Genomic DNA, 15,000 nt, shown 5'->3' with positions numbered 1-15,000 from the left:
GGCGTTGTGACGGACGAATTCAATGCTGTGGGTCACTGTTTGCCCAGGTGGGGTTTTTCGCTCCTGCGTCCGGCGGCTGAAAAGATGTTCAGAAACGCGAATTTTTTACATTGAGCGCGCGATTTTTGCCAAACGGCATGTTTCTCGCTGGTTTTCGCGCATTTGGTCACCTCGGCGAGCATTCGATCGCGCCAACGCGCGCTCGGGAAGGCGCCCTATTGCGCGGTGAACAGCTTGTAGCCGTCGTCGGAGACGATGATCTTGCAGGCGGCGGGCAGCACGCGCGCGGTGAAGGGCGTGTGCGCTTCCAGCGGCTCGCCGTCGTACTGAACCAGCAGTTCTGGGTCGGATTCCACGCGGATGTCGCGGCCTCGGTAGTACACGAGCGCATTGCTCGCTTCCAGCGTGCCGCCCGAGTGGTCGAATGCGGCGCCCAGCGCGGTGGGCAGCAGGTCCCAAGCCGTTTGCGTGGTGAGCACCAGCACGTCGAGCGCCCCGTCGTTGGGCAGGTTGCGCGGCGTAATGGAGATGTCGAACTGAATCTTGCTGAAGTTCACCAGCATGACGCCCACGCCTTCGTGTTCGTGCGTGACGCCGTCGACGGTGACCTTCAAATGCGCCACCTGGGGGTTTGGGTTTTGGAATGCGGCCTTGAAGTAGGCGGCGGGCCCCCAGCGCTTCTTGTCGCGACGCGCGTCGGCCATCATGGTGGCGTCGTAGCCGCAGCCCGCCATCATCGAGAAGCCGTGGCTGCCCTCGCTCGTGACGATCTCGCCCAGGTCGAAATCAAGGCACTCGCCTTCGCGCACCAACTGTGCCAGCGCAAACGGCTCGATGGGCGACATAACGTTCATGCAGAGCAGGTTGGCGGTGCCGGCGGGGAAGGGCAGGATGGGCGTGCCCGTGTTGCGCAGCAGATAGCAAACGGCGGCATGCGTGCCGTCGCCGCCCGAGGCGACCACGGCATCGAAATCGGACGCGTCGGCCAGCGCTTCCTCGAACGACGAATCGGCGTCGACGCAGCGAATGCAAACTTCATCGCCTGTTTTGGCGAACGACCGCGCGAAGTCGTAAATGAGATCGCCGCCGTATCCAGAAGATAGGTTATTCAGTACGAGAAGTTTCACAGCGCCCCTTCTATTGCTATGATGTCAAAGCGTATTAACTAGGTATACCCATATGTGGTAAGGATTGTAAAGCGTGTTCATAACCGACCAGGCCCAGCTCGAGGCATTCGTTGACCGAGCGTTGACATCCGAAGTTCTCGCCATCGACACCGAATTTCTGCGCGAGAAAACGTACTATCCGAAGCTTTGCCTCCTGCAGATGCAGGCCGACAAGGAAACCGTCATCATCGATCCCTTCGGCGTGACGGACCTGAAGGCCATCGTGCCGCTTCTGGAATCGCCCACCATCATGAAGGTGTTTCATGCGGGCACGCAGGACATCGAAATCCTGCTCCGCGAAACCGGTGCCATGCCCAAGCCCGTGTTCGACACGCAGCTTGCCGCGGCCCTCATGGGGCACACGCAGCAGATTGGCTACGGCGCCCTGGTGAACGACGTGTGCGGCGTGCAGCTGAAGAAGATGGACTCGTTTACCGACTGGTCGCGTCGTCCGCTTTCGTCTTCGCAGATCAAGTACGCTGCCGACGACGTCATCTACCTGCCGAAGATGTATCGCCGCATGTCCAAGCGCCTTTCCGAGCTTGGCCGCATCAACTGGCTCGACGACGATTTCGCCGCGCTTGTCGACGAGAGCCGCTATCACGACGACCCGCGCGAGCGCTTCCGCCGCCTGAAGCGCGTCTCGCAGCTTTCCCGCCGTCAGCTTTCTGCCGCGCGCGAGGTTGCGGCTTGGCGCGAGAAGCGTGCCCGCGAGCTCGACATTCCGCGCAAGTGGGTCGTCACCGACGAGCAGATCGTGGAGGCGTGCAAGCGCGAGGCTCGCACCATTGACGAGCTGTTCATGGTGCGCGGCGTGTCCGACAAGCTGGGCACGGCCGATGCGCGCAACGTGGTTGCCGCCCTGGTACGTGGCCTGGATGCTCCCGAAGAGGAGTGGCCCGCGCACGACCGCCCGCAGAAGAACGAGCACAACGTCGACCTGGAAATCGACGTCATGTCGGCGCTTGTGCGCCTGCGTTCGCGCGAGGCGGGCGTGGCGTTCCAGACGCTGGCCGGCCACAGCGAGCTGGTGTCGCTGGCGCGCGGCTATCGCGACGTGGAGCTGCTGAAGGGCTGGCGCGCGCAGATCGTGGGCAACGAACTGCTCGAGCTGCTCGACGGCAAGATTTCGCTTTCGCTGGAAGATGGCAACCTGAAGGTAACGAAAACGAGCGAATCGTAGGTTTTTCCTGCTGGGGGTAGGGGTTTTGCAGGGACTGCGTATATAATCCTGTTCAAACAAACAGCGAACGCATGTCCGTTCGCGGCTACGAAAGGCCTGTTCATGTTCTCTACCGGTTATATCATCCTCATCGTCGTATCCACCGTCATCGGCTTTGGCGCCCAGGCATACGTGAACTCCCAGATCAAGAAGTACTCCAACGTGCCTTCCTCCTGGGGTCTCACGGGCGTGCAGGCGGGCCAGAACATGCTTGCATACAACGGCGTGCAGGGCGTGCCGTTCCATCGCGGCGGCGAAAGCGAAGACCACTTCGACCCGCGCAACAACTCCATCACGCTCGACCCGCATGCGTATAGCCAGCCGTCCATCACGGCCATCGCCACGGCGTGCCACGAGGTTGGCCATGCGTGCCAGTTCGCGCAAGGCTACGGCCCCATGAAGTTCCGCTCGGCGCTGGTGCCCGTGGTGAACTTCGCCTCGAACGCCTGGATGATCGCGCTGCTCGCCGGCATCTTCATGAACCTGGCGGGCCTTATCGACCTGGCCATCATCCTGTATGCATTCGCAGTGCTGTTCCAGCTGGTCACGCTGCCGGTTGAATTCAACGCCAGCCACCGCGCCATGCAGTATCTGGAAGCCGCGGGCCTGCCTCAGGGCGAACGCGCCGGCGCCTTCAGCGTGCTGCGCGCTTGCGCCCTCACGTACGTAGCCGCCGCGCTCGTTTCTGCGCTGCAGCTGCTCTGGCTCATCGGCCAGCGTCGTTAGGGCGCGTTCATGGCAGAGGGGGAAGGCGTACGCAAGCCGCTCAGCGTTTCGCAGGCCATGCAGCTTGCGAAGGGCGCGCTTGAATCCTGCACCGTCACGCTCGTGGGCGAGGTGTCGGAAGTCTCGAACAAGCCCGGCTACAAGGCCGTGTACTTCACCGTGAAGGACGAGGCGTCTTCCATGCCCTGCATGATGTGGCAGAACCGCTTCCGCGCCACGGGCGTGCAGCTGCGCGTGGGCATGCTCGTGCAGCTTACCGGGCGCTTTACCCTGTATGCGGCGAAGGGCCGCATGAACTTCGACGTCTTCGGCCTGGCGCTTGCCGGCGAAGGCGATCTGCGCGCGAAGGTGGCAAACCTGGCGCGCAAGCTGCAGGCCGAAGGCCTCACCGATGCCGCCCGCAAGCGCCCACTTCCCACGTACCCGCAGGTCATTGGCCTGGTTACGTCGCCGCGTGGCGCTGCCGTGCACGACGTTTTGCGCACGCTGCGCCGCCGCTACCCGCTGGCGCGCGTGGTGTTGGCTGGCGTGCCCGTGGAGGGCGCGCAAGCACCCGCGGGCTTGGTAGAGGGCCTGCAATGCGTGGTTGCCGCTGGTGCCGAGGAAGTGCTTTTGGTGCGTGGTGGTGGCTCGTTCGAGGACCTCATGCCCTTCAACGACGAGGGCCTGGCGCGCGCCATCGTGGCGTGCCCCGTACCCGTGATCACCGGCATTGGGCACGAGCCCGACACCTCCATCGCCGACATGGTGGCCGACCTGCGTGCATCCACGCCCACGGCAGCCGCCGAAAGCGCCGCGCCCGACATCCGCGAACTGCGCGAGGGCATCCTGGCACGTGGCCGTTCCATGCACGACCGCCTGGCGGGCCGCCTCGAGCGCAGCAGCATGGTCATCGGCCGCTTCGAGGACAAGCCCTTCTTCCGCGACCCGCATTTCCTGTTGGCCGCGCCCGCGCAGGCCATCGACATCGCCGCAGGTCGCTTGCAGCGCGCCATCCCCGGCGGGTTGGTCCGCGACGCCGCTGCGCTGGCGCAGTACGAAACACGCCTGGCCACGTACGGCCGCACGGCGCTTCAGGCTACGGGGCAGCAGCTGGCCGGTAAGGCGCAGCGCCTGAGTACGGCGGGGAAGGCTATTCTGCCTGCCGCCGAGCAGCAGATCGACATGCGTGCCGCCCGCTTGAACGATCTCTCGCCGCTGGCCATTCTGGGTCGCGGCTACTCGCTCGCCCGTACCGAAGCGGGCACCATCGTGAAAACCGTCGAGCAGGCCCCCGCTGGCAGCCGCATTTCTGTGCGCGTGAGCGATGGCACGCTCGACTGCGCCGTAGAATCGTCCACTCCCAACCCAAGCCAATCGTAAGGAGCACTCATGCCCGAAGCTCAGGAAACCCCCATCAGCGAACTGTCGTTCCGCCAGGCCATGGCCCAGCTCGACCAGATCGTGGCGCAGCTGGAAAGCAACACGCTGGAACTGGAAGACAGCCTGGCTGCCTACGAGCGCGGCGTGGCGCTGCTGCGCGAGCTGCGTGGCAGGCTCGATGGCGCCCAGCAGAAAGTCGACGCCCTCATGGGCGAACTGGAGCAGGATGCCACCGACGACGAAATCGACACCACGCTGCACAAGGCGTAGGGCTACAATGTAATCCGACCAACTAGCTGGCATTTTACGAAAGGACCCCCCATGCATGATGAGAACTGCATCTTCTGCAAGATAGCCAAGGGCGAAATCCCCACGAGCGTGGTGTACGAAGACGACAAGGTCATCGCCTTCGATGACATGGAGCCGCTCATGCCCGTGCATACGCTCATCATCCCGAAGGACCATTACTCCGACGTGGCTGACAACGTTCCCGAGGACGTGCTGGGTCACCTGTTCGCCACGGTGCAGAAGGTTGCCGACATCAAGGGCATTCACGAGGACGGCTTCCGCCTGTTGGTGAACACGGGCGAAAACGCCAGCCAGAGCGTGCGTCACCTGCATGTGCACGTGCTCGGTGGCGGCCTTATGCCGCGCCCGAACGACCAGGACTGGGGTACGTCGGCTACGAATGCCGCGGAAATTCACGGTTCCTCCGCAGAATAGGGCCTAAACCCCGCATTTGAATAAGTCTTCACTTAAGCGGCGGCGCTCTGCAACGGAGCACCGCCGCTTGCCGATAAACGCCGCAGGTAGACGGCGCGTGTACGCGTGTGTTGGTAGAATCCCCAAAGATGGAAGGAGGCCGACTTTGAACATTCTGGTAATCAACGCCGGATCATCGTCGCTGAAGTATCAGCTCATCGACATCGTTACCGAAAAGGTCATAGCCAAGGGCCTCTGCGAACGCGTTGGCTCGAAGGATTCCTTCCATAAGCACGGCATCGACGAAGACGAAGTCGTTATCGACACCTTCCTGCCCGATCACAAGGCCGCCATCGAAGTGGTTCTGCGCTCGCTGGTGGAAGGCCCGCGTGCGCCCATCCACTCCGTAAGCGAAATCGACGCGGTGGGGCATCGCATCGTGCAGGGCGGCGCGTACTTCAACCAGTCGGTGGTCATCACGCCCGACGTGAAGGACAAGATTCTGGAACTGGCCGAACTGGCCCCGCTGCACAACCTTTCGGCGCTGCAGGGCATCAAGGCCTGCGAGGAAGTGCTGCCCGACCGCCTGCAGGTTGCCGTGTTCGACACCGCGTTCTTCCAGACACTGCCGCCGAAGGCCTACATGTATCCCATCCCGTACGAGCTGTACCAGAAGTACGGCATCCGCAAGTACGGCGCACATGGCACGAGCCATCGCTACATTGCCTCGCGCGCGGCCGAGCTTCTGGGCGAGCCGCTTTCGGAGCTGAAGATGATCACGTGCCACCTGGGAAACGGGTGCTCGGTTTCCGCCATCGACCATGGCGTGGCGGTGGACACCTCCATGGGCCTCACGCCCCTCGACGGCCTGATGATGGGCACGCGTTCGGGTGCCATCGACCCGGCCATCGTGCCGTTCCTCATGGACCACGAGGGCCTTTCCACGCAGGACGTATCCGACCTGCTGAACAAGCAGTCGGGCCTGCTGGGCATTTCCGGCATCAGCAACGACATGCGCACGGTGCAGGAAGCCGCCCAGGAAGGCAACGAGCGCGCGCTGCTGGCGTACGACATGTACGCGAACTCGGTAAAGAAGTACATCGGCCAGTATATGGCCGTTATGGCGGGCGTCGACGTGATCGTGCTCACCGGCGGCATTGGCGAGAACAGCTCGATCATCCGCCGCCTTATCTTCGCGGGCATGCAGCCCATGGGAATCGTGGTGGATTCCTCGAAGAACGAGCAGCGTGGTTTCGAGCGCTTGATCAGCCACGACAAGTCGAAGGTGCGCATCATCGTAGTGCCTACCAACGAGGAGCTCATGATTGCGCGCGACACGTACGCGCTGGTGCACAAGTCCAGCCAGATCGTGCCTTACAAGGGGTAGGGCGGGCGTACGAGGTTTCTCGAAGCGCTTGCATATGCGTGATAACTTGCGGCCCAGGTGTTCCTGGGCCGTTTTCGTTTGTGGTTAGTTTTTCCCGGATAACGCGGTTGTGTCGTCTTACCTTTTTCAGAAAAGGTAAGGTTTTGGACGTCGTCTACCTGTGTCGCTCTGTGTTTCCCCAGTTCGTACAAACTCACGCGCGCTATTAGCGTGCCTTTTCTGAAAAAGGCACGCACGCAGTTTGGCTAGTTGAACTTGAAGATCTTCTGCGCCAGGCGATAGCCACCCAGGCCAATGCGACGACCGAACTCGAAGGGCAGGTTGGTGCCCATGTTCAGCACGTTGTAGCGCACGTGGCGATACAGTTCGGGGTTGGCGTCTTCCAGGTACTTCCAGATGTCGGAGCGCTTCTGCTCGTTCTCGCTCGTCTTTTCCATGCGCAGGAACACGCTGCAGATGCACATCATCATGGACAGGTAGTTTTCCATGTACTTGGCCAGCTTGGGCTGCGGCACGTCGTTTACGATATCGACGGCGTCGATCATGGTGCGCGTGATGCGCAGCTGTTGGTCGATGCGGGAAAGCATGACGGACTCGTTCACGCTCTGGTCCTCGCGGCCGATGAAGTAGCGGTACATGTCCTCGTTGATGTAGTACAGCGTGCGCACGTGGGGCAGCGGAGCGTATACGAAGATGTTGTCCACGTAGAAGCAATGTTCCGGCAGCTGCAGGTTCATGCCACGCAGGATATCGGTGCGGTAGATGACTGAATGCATGAGCAGGTACTGGCTGCTGTGGAAGCGGTTGATGTCGTCCCAGGTGAATTCCTGGTTCTGCGGGAATACGTTGCGGTAGCCGATGACGGTGCGCGTGCCCTCGTGCACCTTTTCGTACACGTAGTTGCCGATGACCAGGTCGGTGGGGTTCTTGCGCTCTACCTGGCGACGCAGGTAGGCCATGACGTGCACCATGGCAGCGGAATCGAGCCAGTCGTCGGAGTCGACCACCTTGAAGTACAGGCCGGTGGCGCATTCCAGACCGTGGTTCACGGCACCGCCGTGGCCGCGGTTTTCCTGGTCGATGGCGCGGATGATGCCGGGGTAGCGCTCTTCCCATTCGTGGGCCTTTTCGGAGGTGTTGTCCTTCGTGGAGCCGTCGTTCACGATGAGAATTTCGATATCGTCGCCGCAGGTGAGCAGCGATTCGATGCATTTGTCCATATAGGCGGCCGAGTTATAGCACGGGATGGCGAACGAGATTGTCTTCACCTTTGGTAGATTTCCTTCCCAACCCTTGGGGTAACGCACAAGTGCACCAAATGGGTGCACGCGGCCGCTAATTCCTGCCGCACGCTCATTCTACAAATTGGTGACATTGATATCGGGTATCATCATACAAACTGAATAAAGTACTCTCTAGACAGGCATAATAGCTGAAAGAAAGGCGATTTTATGAGCGCATTCATCGATGCAATGCTTGAACGTGCAAAGGCGAGCAAGCAGACGATCGTACTGCCGGAAGGCGACGACGAGCGCACGCTTGCCGCGGCGCAGGAGATTCTGGCGGGCGGTATTGCCGATTTGGTCATCCTGGGCAATGCGGAAGCCATTGCGGGCAGCGCGTACAACCTGGAAGGCGCGCGCATCGTGGACCCCGCGAAGAGCGAAGACCGCCAGCGCTATGCGGAAGCGTTCTACGAGCTGCGCAAGCATAAGGGCGTGACCATGGAAGACGCCCTGGCGAAGATGGATGACGTCATCTACTTCGGCACCATGATGGTGAAGCTGGGCGACGCCGACGGCATGACGTGCGGCGCGTGCCATGCCACGAGCGACGTGCTGCGCGCGGCCCTGCAGATCTTGAAGACGGCTCCGGGCGTGAAGGCCGTGAGCTCGTTCTTCGTGATGGCGGTGCCCGATTGCGAGTATGGCGACGACGGCGTGTTCATGTTCGCCGACTGTGGCCTGGAAATTCAGCCCGACGCCGAAAAGCTCTCGCAGATTGCGGTGAACACGGGCCGCAGCTGGCAGACCATCTTCGGTACGGAACCGCGCATCGCGCTGCTGTCGCATTCCACGTTCAAGAGCACCGTGGCCAGTGCCGATCGTGACAAGGTGATCGAGGCCACGCGCCTGGCGAAGGAAACGGCGCCCGAGATGCTCATCGACGGCGAGATGCAGGCCGATGCCGCCATCGTGCCCAGCGTGGGTACCAGCAAGGCGCCGGGCTCGCCGGTGGCTGGCAAGGCGAACATCCTGGTGTTCCCCGACCTGGACACGGGCAACATTGCCTACAAGCTGGTGCAGCGCCTGGCGAAGGCCGAAGCGTACGGCCCCATTACGCAGGGCCTGGCAAAGCCGGTGAACGACCTTTCGCGCGGGGCTTCGGCTGCCGACATCGTGGGCGTTGTGGCCATCACGTGCGTGCAGTGCCAAGCGCAGAAGGCGCAGTAGCGAAAACGCGTGCATAGGCGCGGCGGTGGGGAAGACCTGCCGCCGCGTTTTTGTGGTAGGCTAATCCCAGGTTATTGGGTATATAGGAGTGGGTATGCCAAGCTATACGATTCTCACCGATTCCAGTTGCAACTTGACTGAGGAGCTCATCGATGCGCATGAGCTGGAAATCCTGTCGTTGCGTTTCATGAACGAGGGTAACGAGTACACCAGCTATCTGAAGGGCGAAACCACCGACCTGGTATGTTCTACCGCATGATGCGCGAGGGCAAGGTGTTTACGACCAGCCTGCCGAACCAGCAGGCGTCGTCCGACATCATCTGTGGCATTTTGGACCGCGGGCAGGACATTCTGTACGTGGGCTTTTCCAGCGGGCTTTCGGGCACGTACGAGGCCACGGTGAACTTGCTGGACAACATGCGCAGCGAGTATCCCGAGCGCAAGATCTATACGTGCGACACGCGCGGTGCGTCGCTGGGCCAGGGCTTGCTGGTGCTTTACGCGGCTGACATGCGCGAGGCAGGGAAGAGCATCGAGGACACGCATGCGTGGCTGGAAGAGCATAGGTTCCACCTGGCGCATTGGTTCACCGTGGACGACTTGATGTACCTGTATCGCGGTGGGCGCGTGTCGCGCACGAGCGCGACGGCGGCGAACATCCTGTCTATTAAGCCCGTACTGCATATGGACAACCCCGGGCACCTGATCCCCCGCGAGAAGGTGCGCAGCCGCAAGCGCAGCATCAAGGCGCTGTTCAACCACATGGTGGAGTCGTACGACCCCAGCTACGGCCCGCAGCATATCGCCATCTCGCATGGCGACTGCCTGGAGGATGCCCTAGAGCTGAAGGCCATGATCGAGGCCGAGCCGTCGTTCGATATTCGTGACTTTACGATCAACTACGTGGACCCGGTTATTGGGTCGCACTCCGGGCCTGGGACGTTGGCGTTGTTCTTTTTGGGGACTAGTAGGGGATAGAGGGTTGGTGCCTGGGATCGTTCTCATCATCTCTTTTATCGAATAATGCCCTTTTGCGCCTAGTTGATTGGATGGGATTTCCTTGGGGGATCAGCATGAATTACTTGAAGGTTCGTTTCTTTCGCCTCGAAACGATGTCGAAGTTGGTGACTTTCAAAGTGCTTTATTAAATAAAGCGTTTGAAAGTGAATCGGTTAAAAATATAGCGATAACGGGTCCCGTTGGGTGCGGCAAAAGCAGTTTTATTAAGTCTTATGAGGCTGCGTATGGCAAACGATTCGCCTATTTATCACTAGCTGATTTTGATTATCGAAACATGGATAAGGGTAAGGATGCCGAAGATTCGGAATGCGTGAAATCGCTCAATGCCCTGGAAAGAAAAATCATCGATCAGCTTTCGGTGGTTAGCAATAGTAATTCGTCGATTAAATGGGTAAAAACAGAGTATCCTTCGGCTAAGGTGTCTTTCAATGCACGTGCTCTTGCCATGGCATTTGTAGCGTTTCTTGTCGTTACGGTTATCGCTCTCGCTCTTTGCGTTCAGGTTGTTAGTCATCCTTTTGCAGGGGAGTCTTCGGCTTATCCTATCGGCATTACAGCGGCGCTGCTTGTTCTTCTTATCGTTGGCCTTTCGGTTTGGTATGTAAAATCTGGTTGTCCTCCGATTGTTAAGTCTCTTTCCTTGGAAGGCGTCCGAGCCGAAGTTGAGTCGGATGTTAAATCCTGCTCCTATTTCGATGAGCACTTGTCTTTCATCATTGAATTGTTTGATGCCCGCGAGGAAGATGCATTTGTATTTGAGGATCTTGATCGATTAAGCCAGAGTGAAATCCTGGGTCAGCTCCGGGAGCTGAACTTAACGCTAAATCTTGCTAGAGGCTCGGCAATAAAGCCAATACGATTCGTGTATTGTTTGGCTGATGATGTCTTGCTGGGTGAGAGTCGTACCAAATTCTTTGATTTGATGATTCCCGTTGTCCCGATTGTTGATGGCTATAATTCGTATGGTCGCATCGTCGAACAGTTGTCTGGTTTTCCAGGAGACCTATCTAACCAGCTTCTTCTGAATACCGCGTTTTATATTGATGATTACAGGCTTCTTAAGTCTATCGTCACCGATTACTGCGTCTATGCTGACGAGTTAAATGCTCAGAAGCAAACTTGTTTTGACTATAGCAAGCTATTTGCAATGATGGCTATTAAAAATGTGGCACCTTCCGTCTTTATCGATTTGGAACGTAGGCGAGGCGCACTCTATAAATATTTGAAAGACTTATCTGGCGAGAATGTCGACCCTGTTTTTCTGCGTCCACATGGTTTTAAGAAAATCTTAGATCCGTACTGCAAGACATCCTTTTCTGAAAGCGGCTTCCCTGATGGCTATATTGAGAATGTCGTTGAGTTTTTGTCGTATTTAATTAAATCGGGTTTTGTTGATGAGGGCTATTATTTCTACATTGCGAGGCCTGATAGCAAGCGTCTTTCTGATCGTGATCGTGCTTGGTTGATGATGGCGCGGAACGGATCGAGCAATTATCAATGGGCTCTCGATGCTCCCGAAAGTGTTCTGGAATACTTACATGACTATGAATTTCTTAAGCCTTCGACAATGAACCTTTCGCTTGCTGAGTATATGTCTACAAGCTGCTCGACTGAGAATCAAGCTTTCAAAAATATGATTGAGTGCGCGTTCGGAGAAGCTTCGGATTTTGGTTCGCTTGCCGTGTCGCGTCTTCCGCGTTTTCCGTTTTCCGTTATTGAACGAATTCCAGACTTTCTTTTATCGGAAGGCAACTTCGATAAGTCTCTTTTTGTCTTGTCCGTTGTTTCTGGCTCTTTGCTTCAAGGTACGATGTGTGCGGAGCAGGTTGATAGCGAGCCGTGTCTTGCTTGGCTGCTTGATGCGGACGCAATGAATAATGGCGCAATTGCTCGTGTTTTATCGGATTCTGCTGGTCTGTATTCGCCTGAGCAGATTACCCTTTTTGGAGGCTTCGGTAGTTTGTGTGACAAGGGGCTAGCCTAGGCAGCAACGCTCTTCGCTCCCTTCACGCCCTTCTTCCTCGCCTTCACCGGGCGACCCGGGAGCTGGGGCTGGCAGTCGCCGCACCTGAGCATGAGCAGGGCCACGAGGTTGTCGGTGTTGCGGAAGCCGTAGCCCATCCTCACCGTCACCTTGATCTTGTTGTTGATGGCCTCTACGCGCCCGTTGCTGATGCCGAGCTCGACTGCGGCGATGATGTCGTCGCGCCGGCGGCGCACCTTCTTCTCCACGGCGACGACCTTGGCGATCTTGCAGTAGGCGGCCCTGTGCATCCAGTCGTCGAGCAGCTCGGCGGCCTCGGAGCCGTCGGCTGCCCGGAAGACGGCCCGCAGGTCCTCCTTGAGCTCCCAGGCCCTGACCAGCCGCGAGCCGGCCCTCTTCTTGAGCGCCTCGAGCCTCGCCCTCTGGCCGTCGGTGAGGTCCTCGGGGTTCTTCACGAGCGCGTAGCGGCTGCCCTTGATGGAGGCCGCCTCCTCCTCGAGCGCCCTGACCTCCTCGGGCGGCAGCTCGCCTTTGGCAGGCCTGCCGCGCTTGCCCTCGGGCCTGGGCCTGGCGGCCCTGGCGGCGGCCCTGGCGGCGTTCCACTCCTCGCAGCGCACGGCGTCGAGCGCGTCGTTCATCCACTGGACCACGTGGAAGGGGTCCATGACCCACCTCGCGTTGGGGCAGCGGCGCTTGACCAGCTGCCTTATCCACCTCGCGCCGTCGGCGGTCACCACCTCTATGGCGCGCCTCTGCTCGCGCGTGAGCTCGTCGAGGAACAGGTTGAGCACGTCCTTGCCGGTGCCCTCGTGCGCCCAGATGAGGCAGCCGCGGTCGTGGTCGACGACCACCGTGACGTACTTGTGGCCCTTCTTGTACGACGTCTCGTCGATGCCGATGCGGCGCACGCCGTCGAACCTCGAGGCGCCGCGCGCGGCCTCCAGCTCGGCGTAGACGCGCCTGCACACGCCGCCCACGCTGTGCCACTCGACGCGGGCGAGCTCGGAGACCGCCGAGGCGGTGCAGCGGACCGCCAGCCACGCCACCCAGTCCTCGAAGTCACGCGTGAAGCGCGCCCCGTGCCGCGCCCAGGGGACGGCCTCGGTGCGCACGCCGTGCTCCGGGCAGCGCACCCTGCAGGGCGCGTACTCCAGGTAGCAGGCCGAGCGCGCCAGGTCCATCGCCCTCCACAGCCTGGGGGCCCCGCGGTTCGCCATGTCGTAGAAGTCGCAGGCCCTGCCGCATACGGGGCAGCGGCGCTGCTCGCGCTTGTAGGGCCGGACGCTCACGACGATGCGCTCGGCCTCGATGCGCGCGCCCAGGACGACCGTGCGGGCCAGACCGAGGGCGAGAAGTAGTAGACTCTTCATGCGTCACACCTCTTCGGTTGTCTGAATTTGGCTTAGCAATCATAGGCGGATGACGCGGAAACGGCCCCTCCCGGGGCCGTTTCAGTTCCAGATCGTTGTTTTCGCCCGCTGAGCTGGGCCTATGCCGGAATCTCTCCCACAGAAACCACCGAAGAGCCCCTTTTTGAGACCTGCTTCCCTGGTGTTGTGGACGATATTGCAACGGCCTTGGATGCGTTCGGCATCAAAGCTGCTATTTTAGGTAAGGATGCTTCGGAAGAATTGGTTCTTACGTTGCTTGATTCCGGTTCCTATTTACAGACGGAGGATAATATCCGCGTTGCATTTGAGCGTGAGACGGGATCTGCTATTGATGGCGGAAACGTTTTGGACTCTGTTATCGCTAAACCGGATTCTTTTACCTGGAAGAATATAGAAAGCGACCTGGACTCATTTGTCGCGGAATATCTCAGTTCGAGTTCTCCAGTTGCTTGCTCCCCTCAATCGTTCATCCGCCTCGTTAATGCCGAGATGACCGCCGATAGTCGAAAACGCTTAGCGAAGTCTTATCGTGGCGAAATTGCTTTGTTTACTGATGTGAAGGATTCCTCTGTCTGGCGTATCCTTTTGCAAAATGCGAAGGTATCAAGCACCATTTCTAATGCGCTCTCCTACCTGGAAGTTGTTGGCCCGACTGGTGACTGGGTAGCGTTTGTTAACGGGTTCGAAGGCTTTTCTCTAAAGAAAAGTGATTGTTCGGAAGCATCGCTGTCTGTTGTTAGAGCTCAAATTAATAATTTCAATTCGCTCGACGACGATAAATTCAAGTCGTTCCTTGGTCTTCTTGATACATATTCAATAAGTAACATTCCGAGCAATCTTTCGGATGAAAAAATTAGACTAATGTTTGATATGCGGATCCCCGTTTTGTCCAGGCATTCTTTGTCTGTGATGCATGATAAGTATGCAGGTGGATTTTGCCTTCCGTATATCGAAGGCGATATCGATGCGTATATGTCGTGCGTGGCCTATACTTCCCCGTCTGATGAAGAACTCTCTGCTGTGTTGGCTCTTTCTTGCGTGCATACGAAAGACTATCGAGCTAGCTTGGTGAACATGCTTCGATCCCGAATTGCGTTGAATGCGGATTATGATGATGAGACGGCTCAAGTGCTTCTAGATAGGGGAAGGTTATCTAGTTCGGGTGTTGCGGCTGCCTTTGAGAGGTTTGGGGAAAGTGTTTCATTGGACAAAGCGCTTGTGGGATACGCTGCGAGTCTCTCTGTGAATGGGTTGATTGAGCTTAATGTGGATAGGCGTATTGTTGTAGAGGTGATACGAGAATCTTCCTTCCGGAAGCGTCTTGACGTCTTAGGGAAGCTATGCGACTGGGATTGGAGAGAGCTAGTTGAGGCGTTGCATGCATTTGGTCTTGAGGAATTAGATTCCATTCTGAATAAACGACATCCGAAGGTAGACCAATTGTCTGGTGAGACTCGGCAGGTTGTATCTCTGCTAGAAGGCATGGGGTATGTGACGATTAGTTCCGATGGACGTGTCTATATCGCTAAGTCAAAGCGCCATCGATAACTCTATTGTTTATCGTACGCTGATAGTTTCTGTATTAAG

The 15,000-nt window shown here is 58.5% G+C and carries 14 protein-coding genes; 11 read left to right on the top strand and 3 right to left on the bottom strand.

The features are described 5' to 3' along the window. Positions 1 to 215: 215 nt before the first annotated feature. Positions 216 to 1,127, bottom strand: coding sequence for a diacylglycerol/lipid kinase family protein (locus AAY81_RS06445; protein ID WP_066662875.1), 912 nt, complete (start codon positions 1,125 to 1,127; stop codon positions 216 to 218). Between the two features lie 73 nt (positions 1,128 to 1,200). Here AAY81_RS06445 and rnd point away from each other — a divergent pair, with 73 nt between their 5' ends. The 6 genes from rnd (at position 1,201) to AAY81_RS06415 (ending at position 6,565) form a co-directional block, all read left to right on the top strand. After that, on the top strand, positions 1,201 to 2,349 hold the full coding sequence (gene rnd, locus AAY81_RS06440; RefSeq protein ID WP_066662869.1) for a ribonuclease D: 1,149 nt from the start codon (positions 1,201 to 1,203) through the stop codon (positions 2,347 to 2,349). Positions 2,350 to 2,451: 102 nt separating this feature from the next. Then, entirely contained in the window at positions 2,452 to 3,114 is a 663-nt protein-coding gene (locus AAY81_RS06435; protein ID WP_177168503.1) for a zinc metallopeptidase, read from the top strand. A 9-nt stretch (positions 3,115 to 3,123) separates the two neighbouring features. Continuing rightward, entirely contained in the window at positions 3,124 to 4,476 is a 1,353-nt protein-coding gene (gene xseA, locus AAY81_RS06430; RefSeq protein ID WP_066662855.1) for an exodeoxyribonuclease VII large subunit, read from the top strand. A 9-nt stretch (positions 4,477 to 4,485) separates the two neighbouring features. Continuing rightward, a complete protein-coding gene (gene xseB, locus AAY81_RS06425) occupies positions 4,486 to 4,746 on the top strand; it encodes an exodeoxyribonuclease VII small subunit (protein ID WP_066662853.1) in 261 nt (86 codons plus the stop codon). Positions 4,747 to 4,797: 51 nt separating this feature from the next. Next, on the top strand, positions 4,798 to 5,199 hold the full coding sequence (locus AAY81_RS06420; protein WP_066662850.1) for a histidine triad nucleotide-binding protein: 402 nt from the start codon (positions 4,798 to 4,800) through the stop codon (positions 5,197 to 5,199). Positions 5,200 to 5,344: 145 nt separating this feature from the next. Beyond that, positions 5,345 to 6,565, top strand: a complete 1,221-nt coding sequence (locus tag AAY81_RS06415; protein ID WP_066662847.1) for an acetate/propionate family kinase — start codon at positions 5,345 to 5,347, stop codon at positions 6,563 to 6,565. A gap of 245 nt (positions 6,566 to 6,810) precedes the next feature. Here AAY81_RS06415 and AAY81_RS06410 read toward each other — a convergent pair whose 3' ends face one another. Continuing rightward, positions 6,811 to 7,833, bottom strand: a complete 1,023-nt coding sequence (locus tag AAY81_RS06410) for a glycosyltransferase family 2 protein (RefSeq protein ID WP_066662845.1) — start codon at positions 7,831 to 7,833, stop codon at positions 6,811 to 6,813. A gap of 183 nt (positions 7,834 to 8,016) precedes the next feature. Here AAY81_RS06410 and pta point away from each other — a divergent pair, with 183 nt between their 5' ends. The 4 genes from pta to AAY81_RS06395 all read left to right on the top strand — a co-directional run bounded on the left by pta (position 8,017) and on the right by AAY81_RS06395 (position 12,022). Further along, positions 8,017 to 9,018: a phosphate acetyltransferase gene (pta, locus tag AAY81_RS06405; RefSeq protein WP_066662841.1), complete on the top strand. Its 1,002-nt coding sequence runs from the start codon at positions 8,017 to 8,019 to the stop codon at positions 9,016 to 9,018. 94 nt (positions 9,019 to 9,112) lie between these two features. Next, the gene (locus tag AAY81_RS10695; protein ID WP_240480562.1) at positions 9,113 to 9,277 is read left to right on the top strand and encodes a DegV family protein; all 165 of its coding nucleotides are present in this window, start codon (positions 9,113 to 9,115) and stop codon (positions 9,275 to 9,277) included. Further along, on the top strand, positions 9,262 to 9,996 hold the full coding sequence (locus AAY81_RS06400) for a DegV family protein (protein WP_240480561.1): 735 nt from the start codon (positions 9,262 to 9,264) through the stop codon (positions 9,994 to 9,996). The genes AAY81_RS10695 and AAY81_RS06400 overlap by 16 nt, the downstream gene beginning before the upstream one ends. Before the next feature lie 82 nt (positions 9,997 to 10,078). Further along, positions 10,079 to 12,022 carry a YobI family P-loop NTPase gene (locus AAY81_RS06395; RefSeq protein WP_066662838.1) on the top strand — a complete coding sequence of 648 codons (1,944 nt, stop codon included), beginning with the start codon at positions 10,079 to 10,081 and terminating at the stop codon, positions 12,020 to 12,022. On the opposite strand, the gene AAY81_RS06390 is transcribed toward AAY81_RS06395, so the two are convergent. Continuing rightward, positions 12,019 to 13,392 carry an ISL3 family transposase gene (locus tag AAY81_RS06390; RefSeq protein ID WP_066660379.1) on the bottom strand — a complete coding sequence of 458 codons (1,374 nt, stop codon included), beginning with the start codon at positions 13,390 to 13,392 and terminating at the stop codon, positions 12,019 to 12,021. The two genes, AAY81_RS06395 and AAY81_RS06390, sit on opposite strands and share 4 nt — an antisense overlap. 186 nt (positions 13,393 to 13,578) lie before the next feature. On the opposite strand from AAY81_RS06390, the gene AAY81_RS06385 reads away from it, so the two are divergent. Continuing rightward, the gene (locus AAY81_RS06385) at positions 13,579 to 14,961 is read left to right on the top strand and encodes a hypothetical protein (RefSeq protein ID WP_066662835.1); all 1,383 of its coding nucleotides are present in this window, start codon (positions 13,579 to 13,581) and stop codon (positions 14,959 to 14,961) included. Positions 14,962 to 15,000 lie beyond the last annotated feature (39 nt).

Origin of the sequence: Denitrobacterium detoxificans, from assembly GCF_001643775.1 — a bacterium.
Classification (GTDB): Bacteria; Actinomycetota; Coriobacteriia; order Coriobacteriales; family Eggerthellaceae; genus Denitrobacterium; species Denitrobacterium detoxificans.
Note: the sequence above shows the minus strand (reverse complement) of the source record. Positions and strands in the feature narration are given on the sequence as shown.

What these genes read in the sequence shown, in the direction of transcription:
- AAY81_RS06420 (WP_066662850.1), top strand. Translation starts at nt 4,798, where the DNA reads ATGCATGATGAGAACTGCATCTTCTGCAAGATAGCCAAGGGCGAAATC.
- xseB (WP_066662853.1), top strand. Translation starts at nt 4,486, where the DNA reads ATGCCCGAAGCTCAGGAAACCCCCATCAGCGAACTGTCGTTCCGCCAG.
- AAY81_RS06435 (WP_177168503.1), top strand. Translation starts at nt 2,452, where the DNA reads ATGTTCTCTACCGGTTATATCATCCTCATCGTCGTATCCACCGTCATC.
- xseA (WP_066662855.1), top strand. Translation starts at nt 3,124, where the DNA reads ATGGCAGAGGGGGAAGGCGTACGCAAGCCGCTCAGCGTTTCGCAGGCC.
- AAY81_RS10695 (WP_240480562.1), top strand. Translation starts at nt 9,113, where the DNA reads ATGCCAAGCTATACGATTCTCACCGATTCCAGTTGCAACTTGACTGAG.
- pta (WP_066662841.1), top strand. Translation starts at nt 8,017, where the DNA reads ATGAGCGCATTCATCGATGCAATGCTTGAACGTGCAAAGGCGAGCAAG.
- AAY81_RS06400 (WP_240480561.1), top strand. Translation starts at nt 9,262, where the DNA reads ATGTTCTACCGCATGATGCGCGAGGGCAAGGTGTTTACGACCAGCCTG.
- AAY81_RS06390 (WP_066660379.1), bottom strand. Translation starts at nt 13,392, where the DNA reads ATGAAGAGTCTACTACTTCTCGCCCTCGGTCTGGCCCGCACGGTCGTC.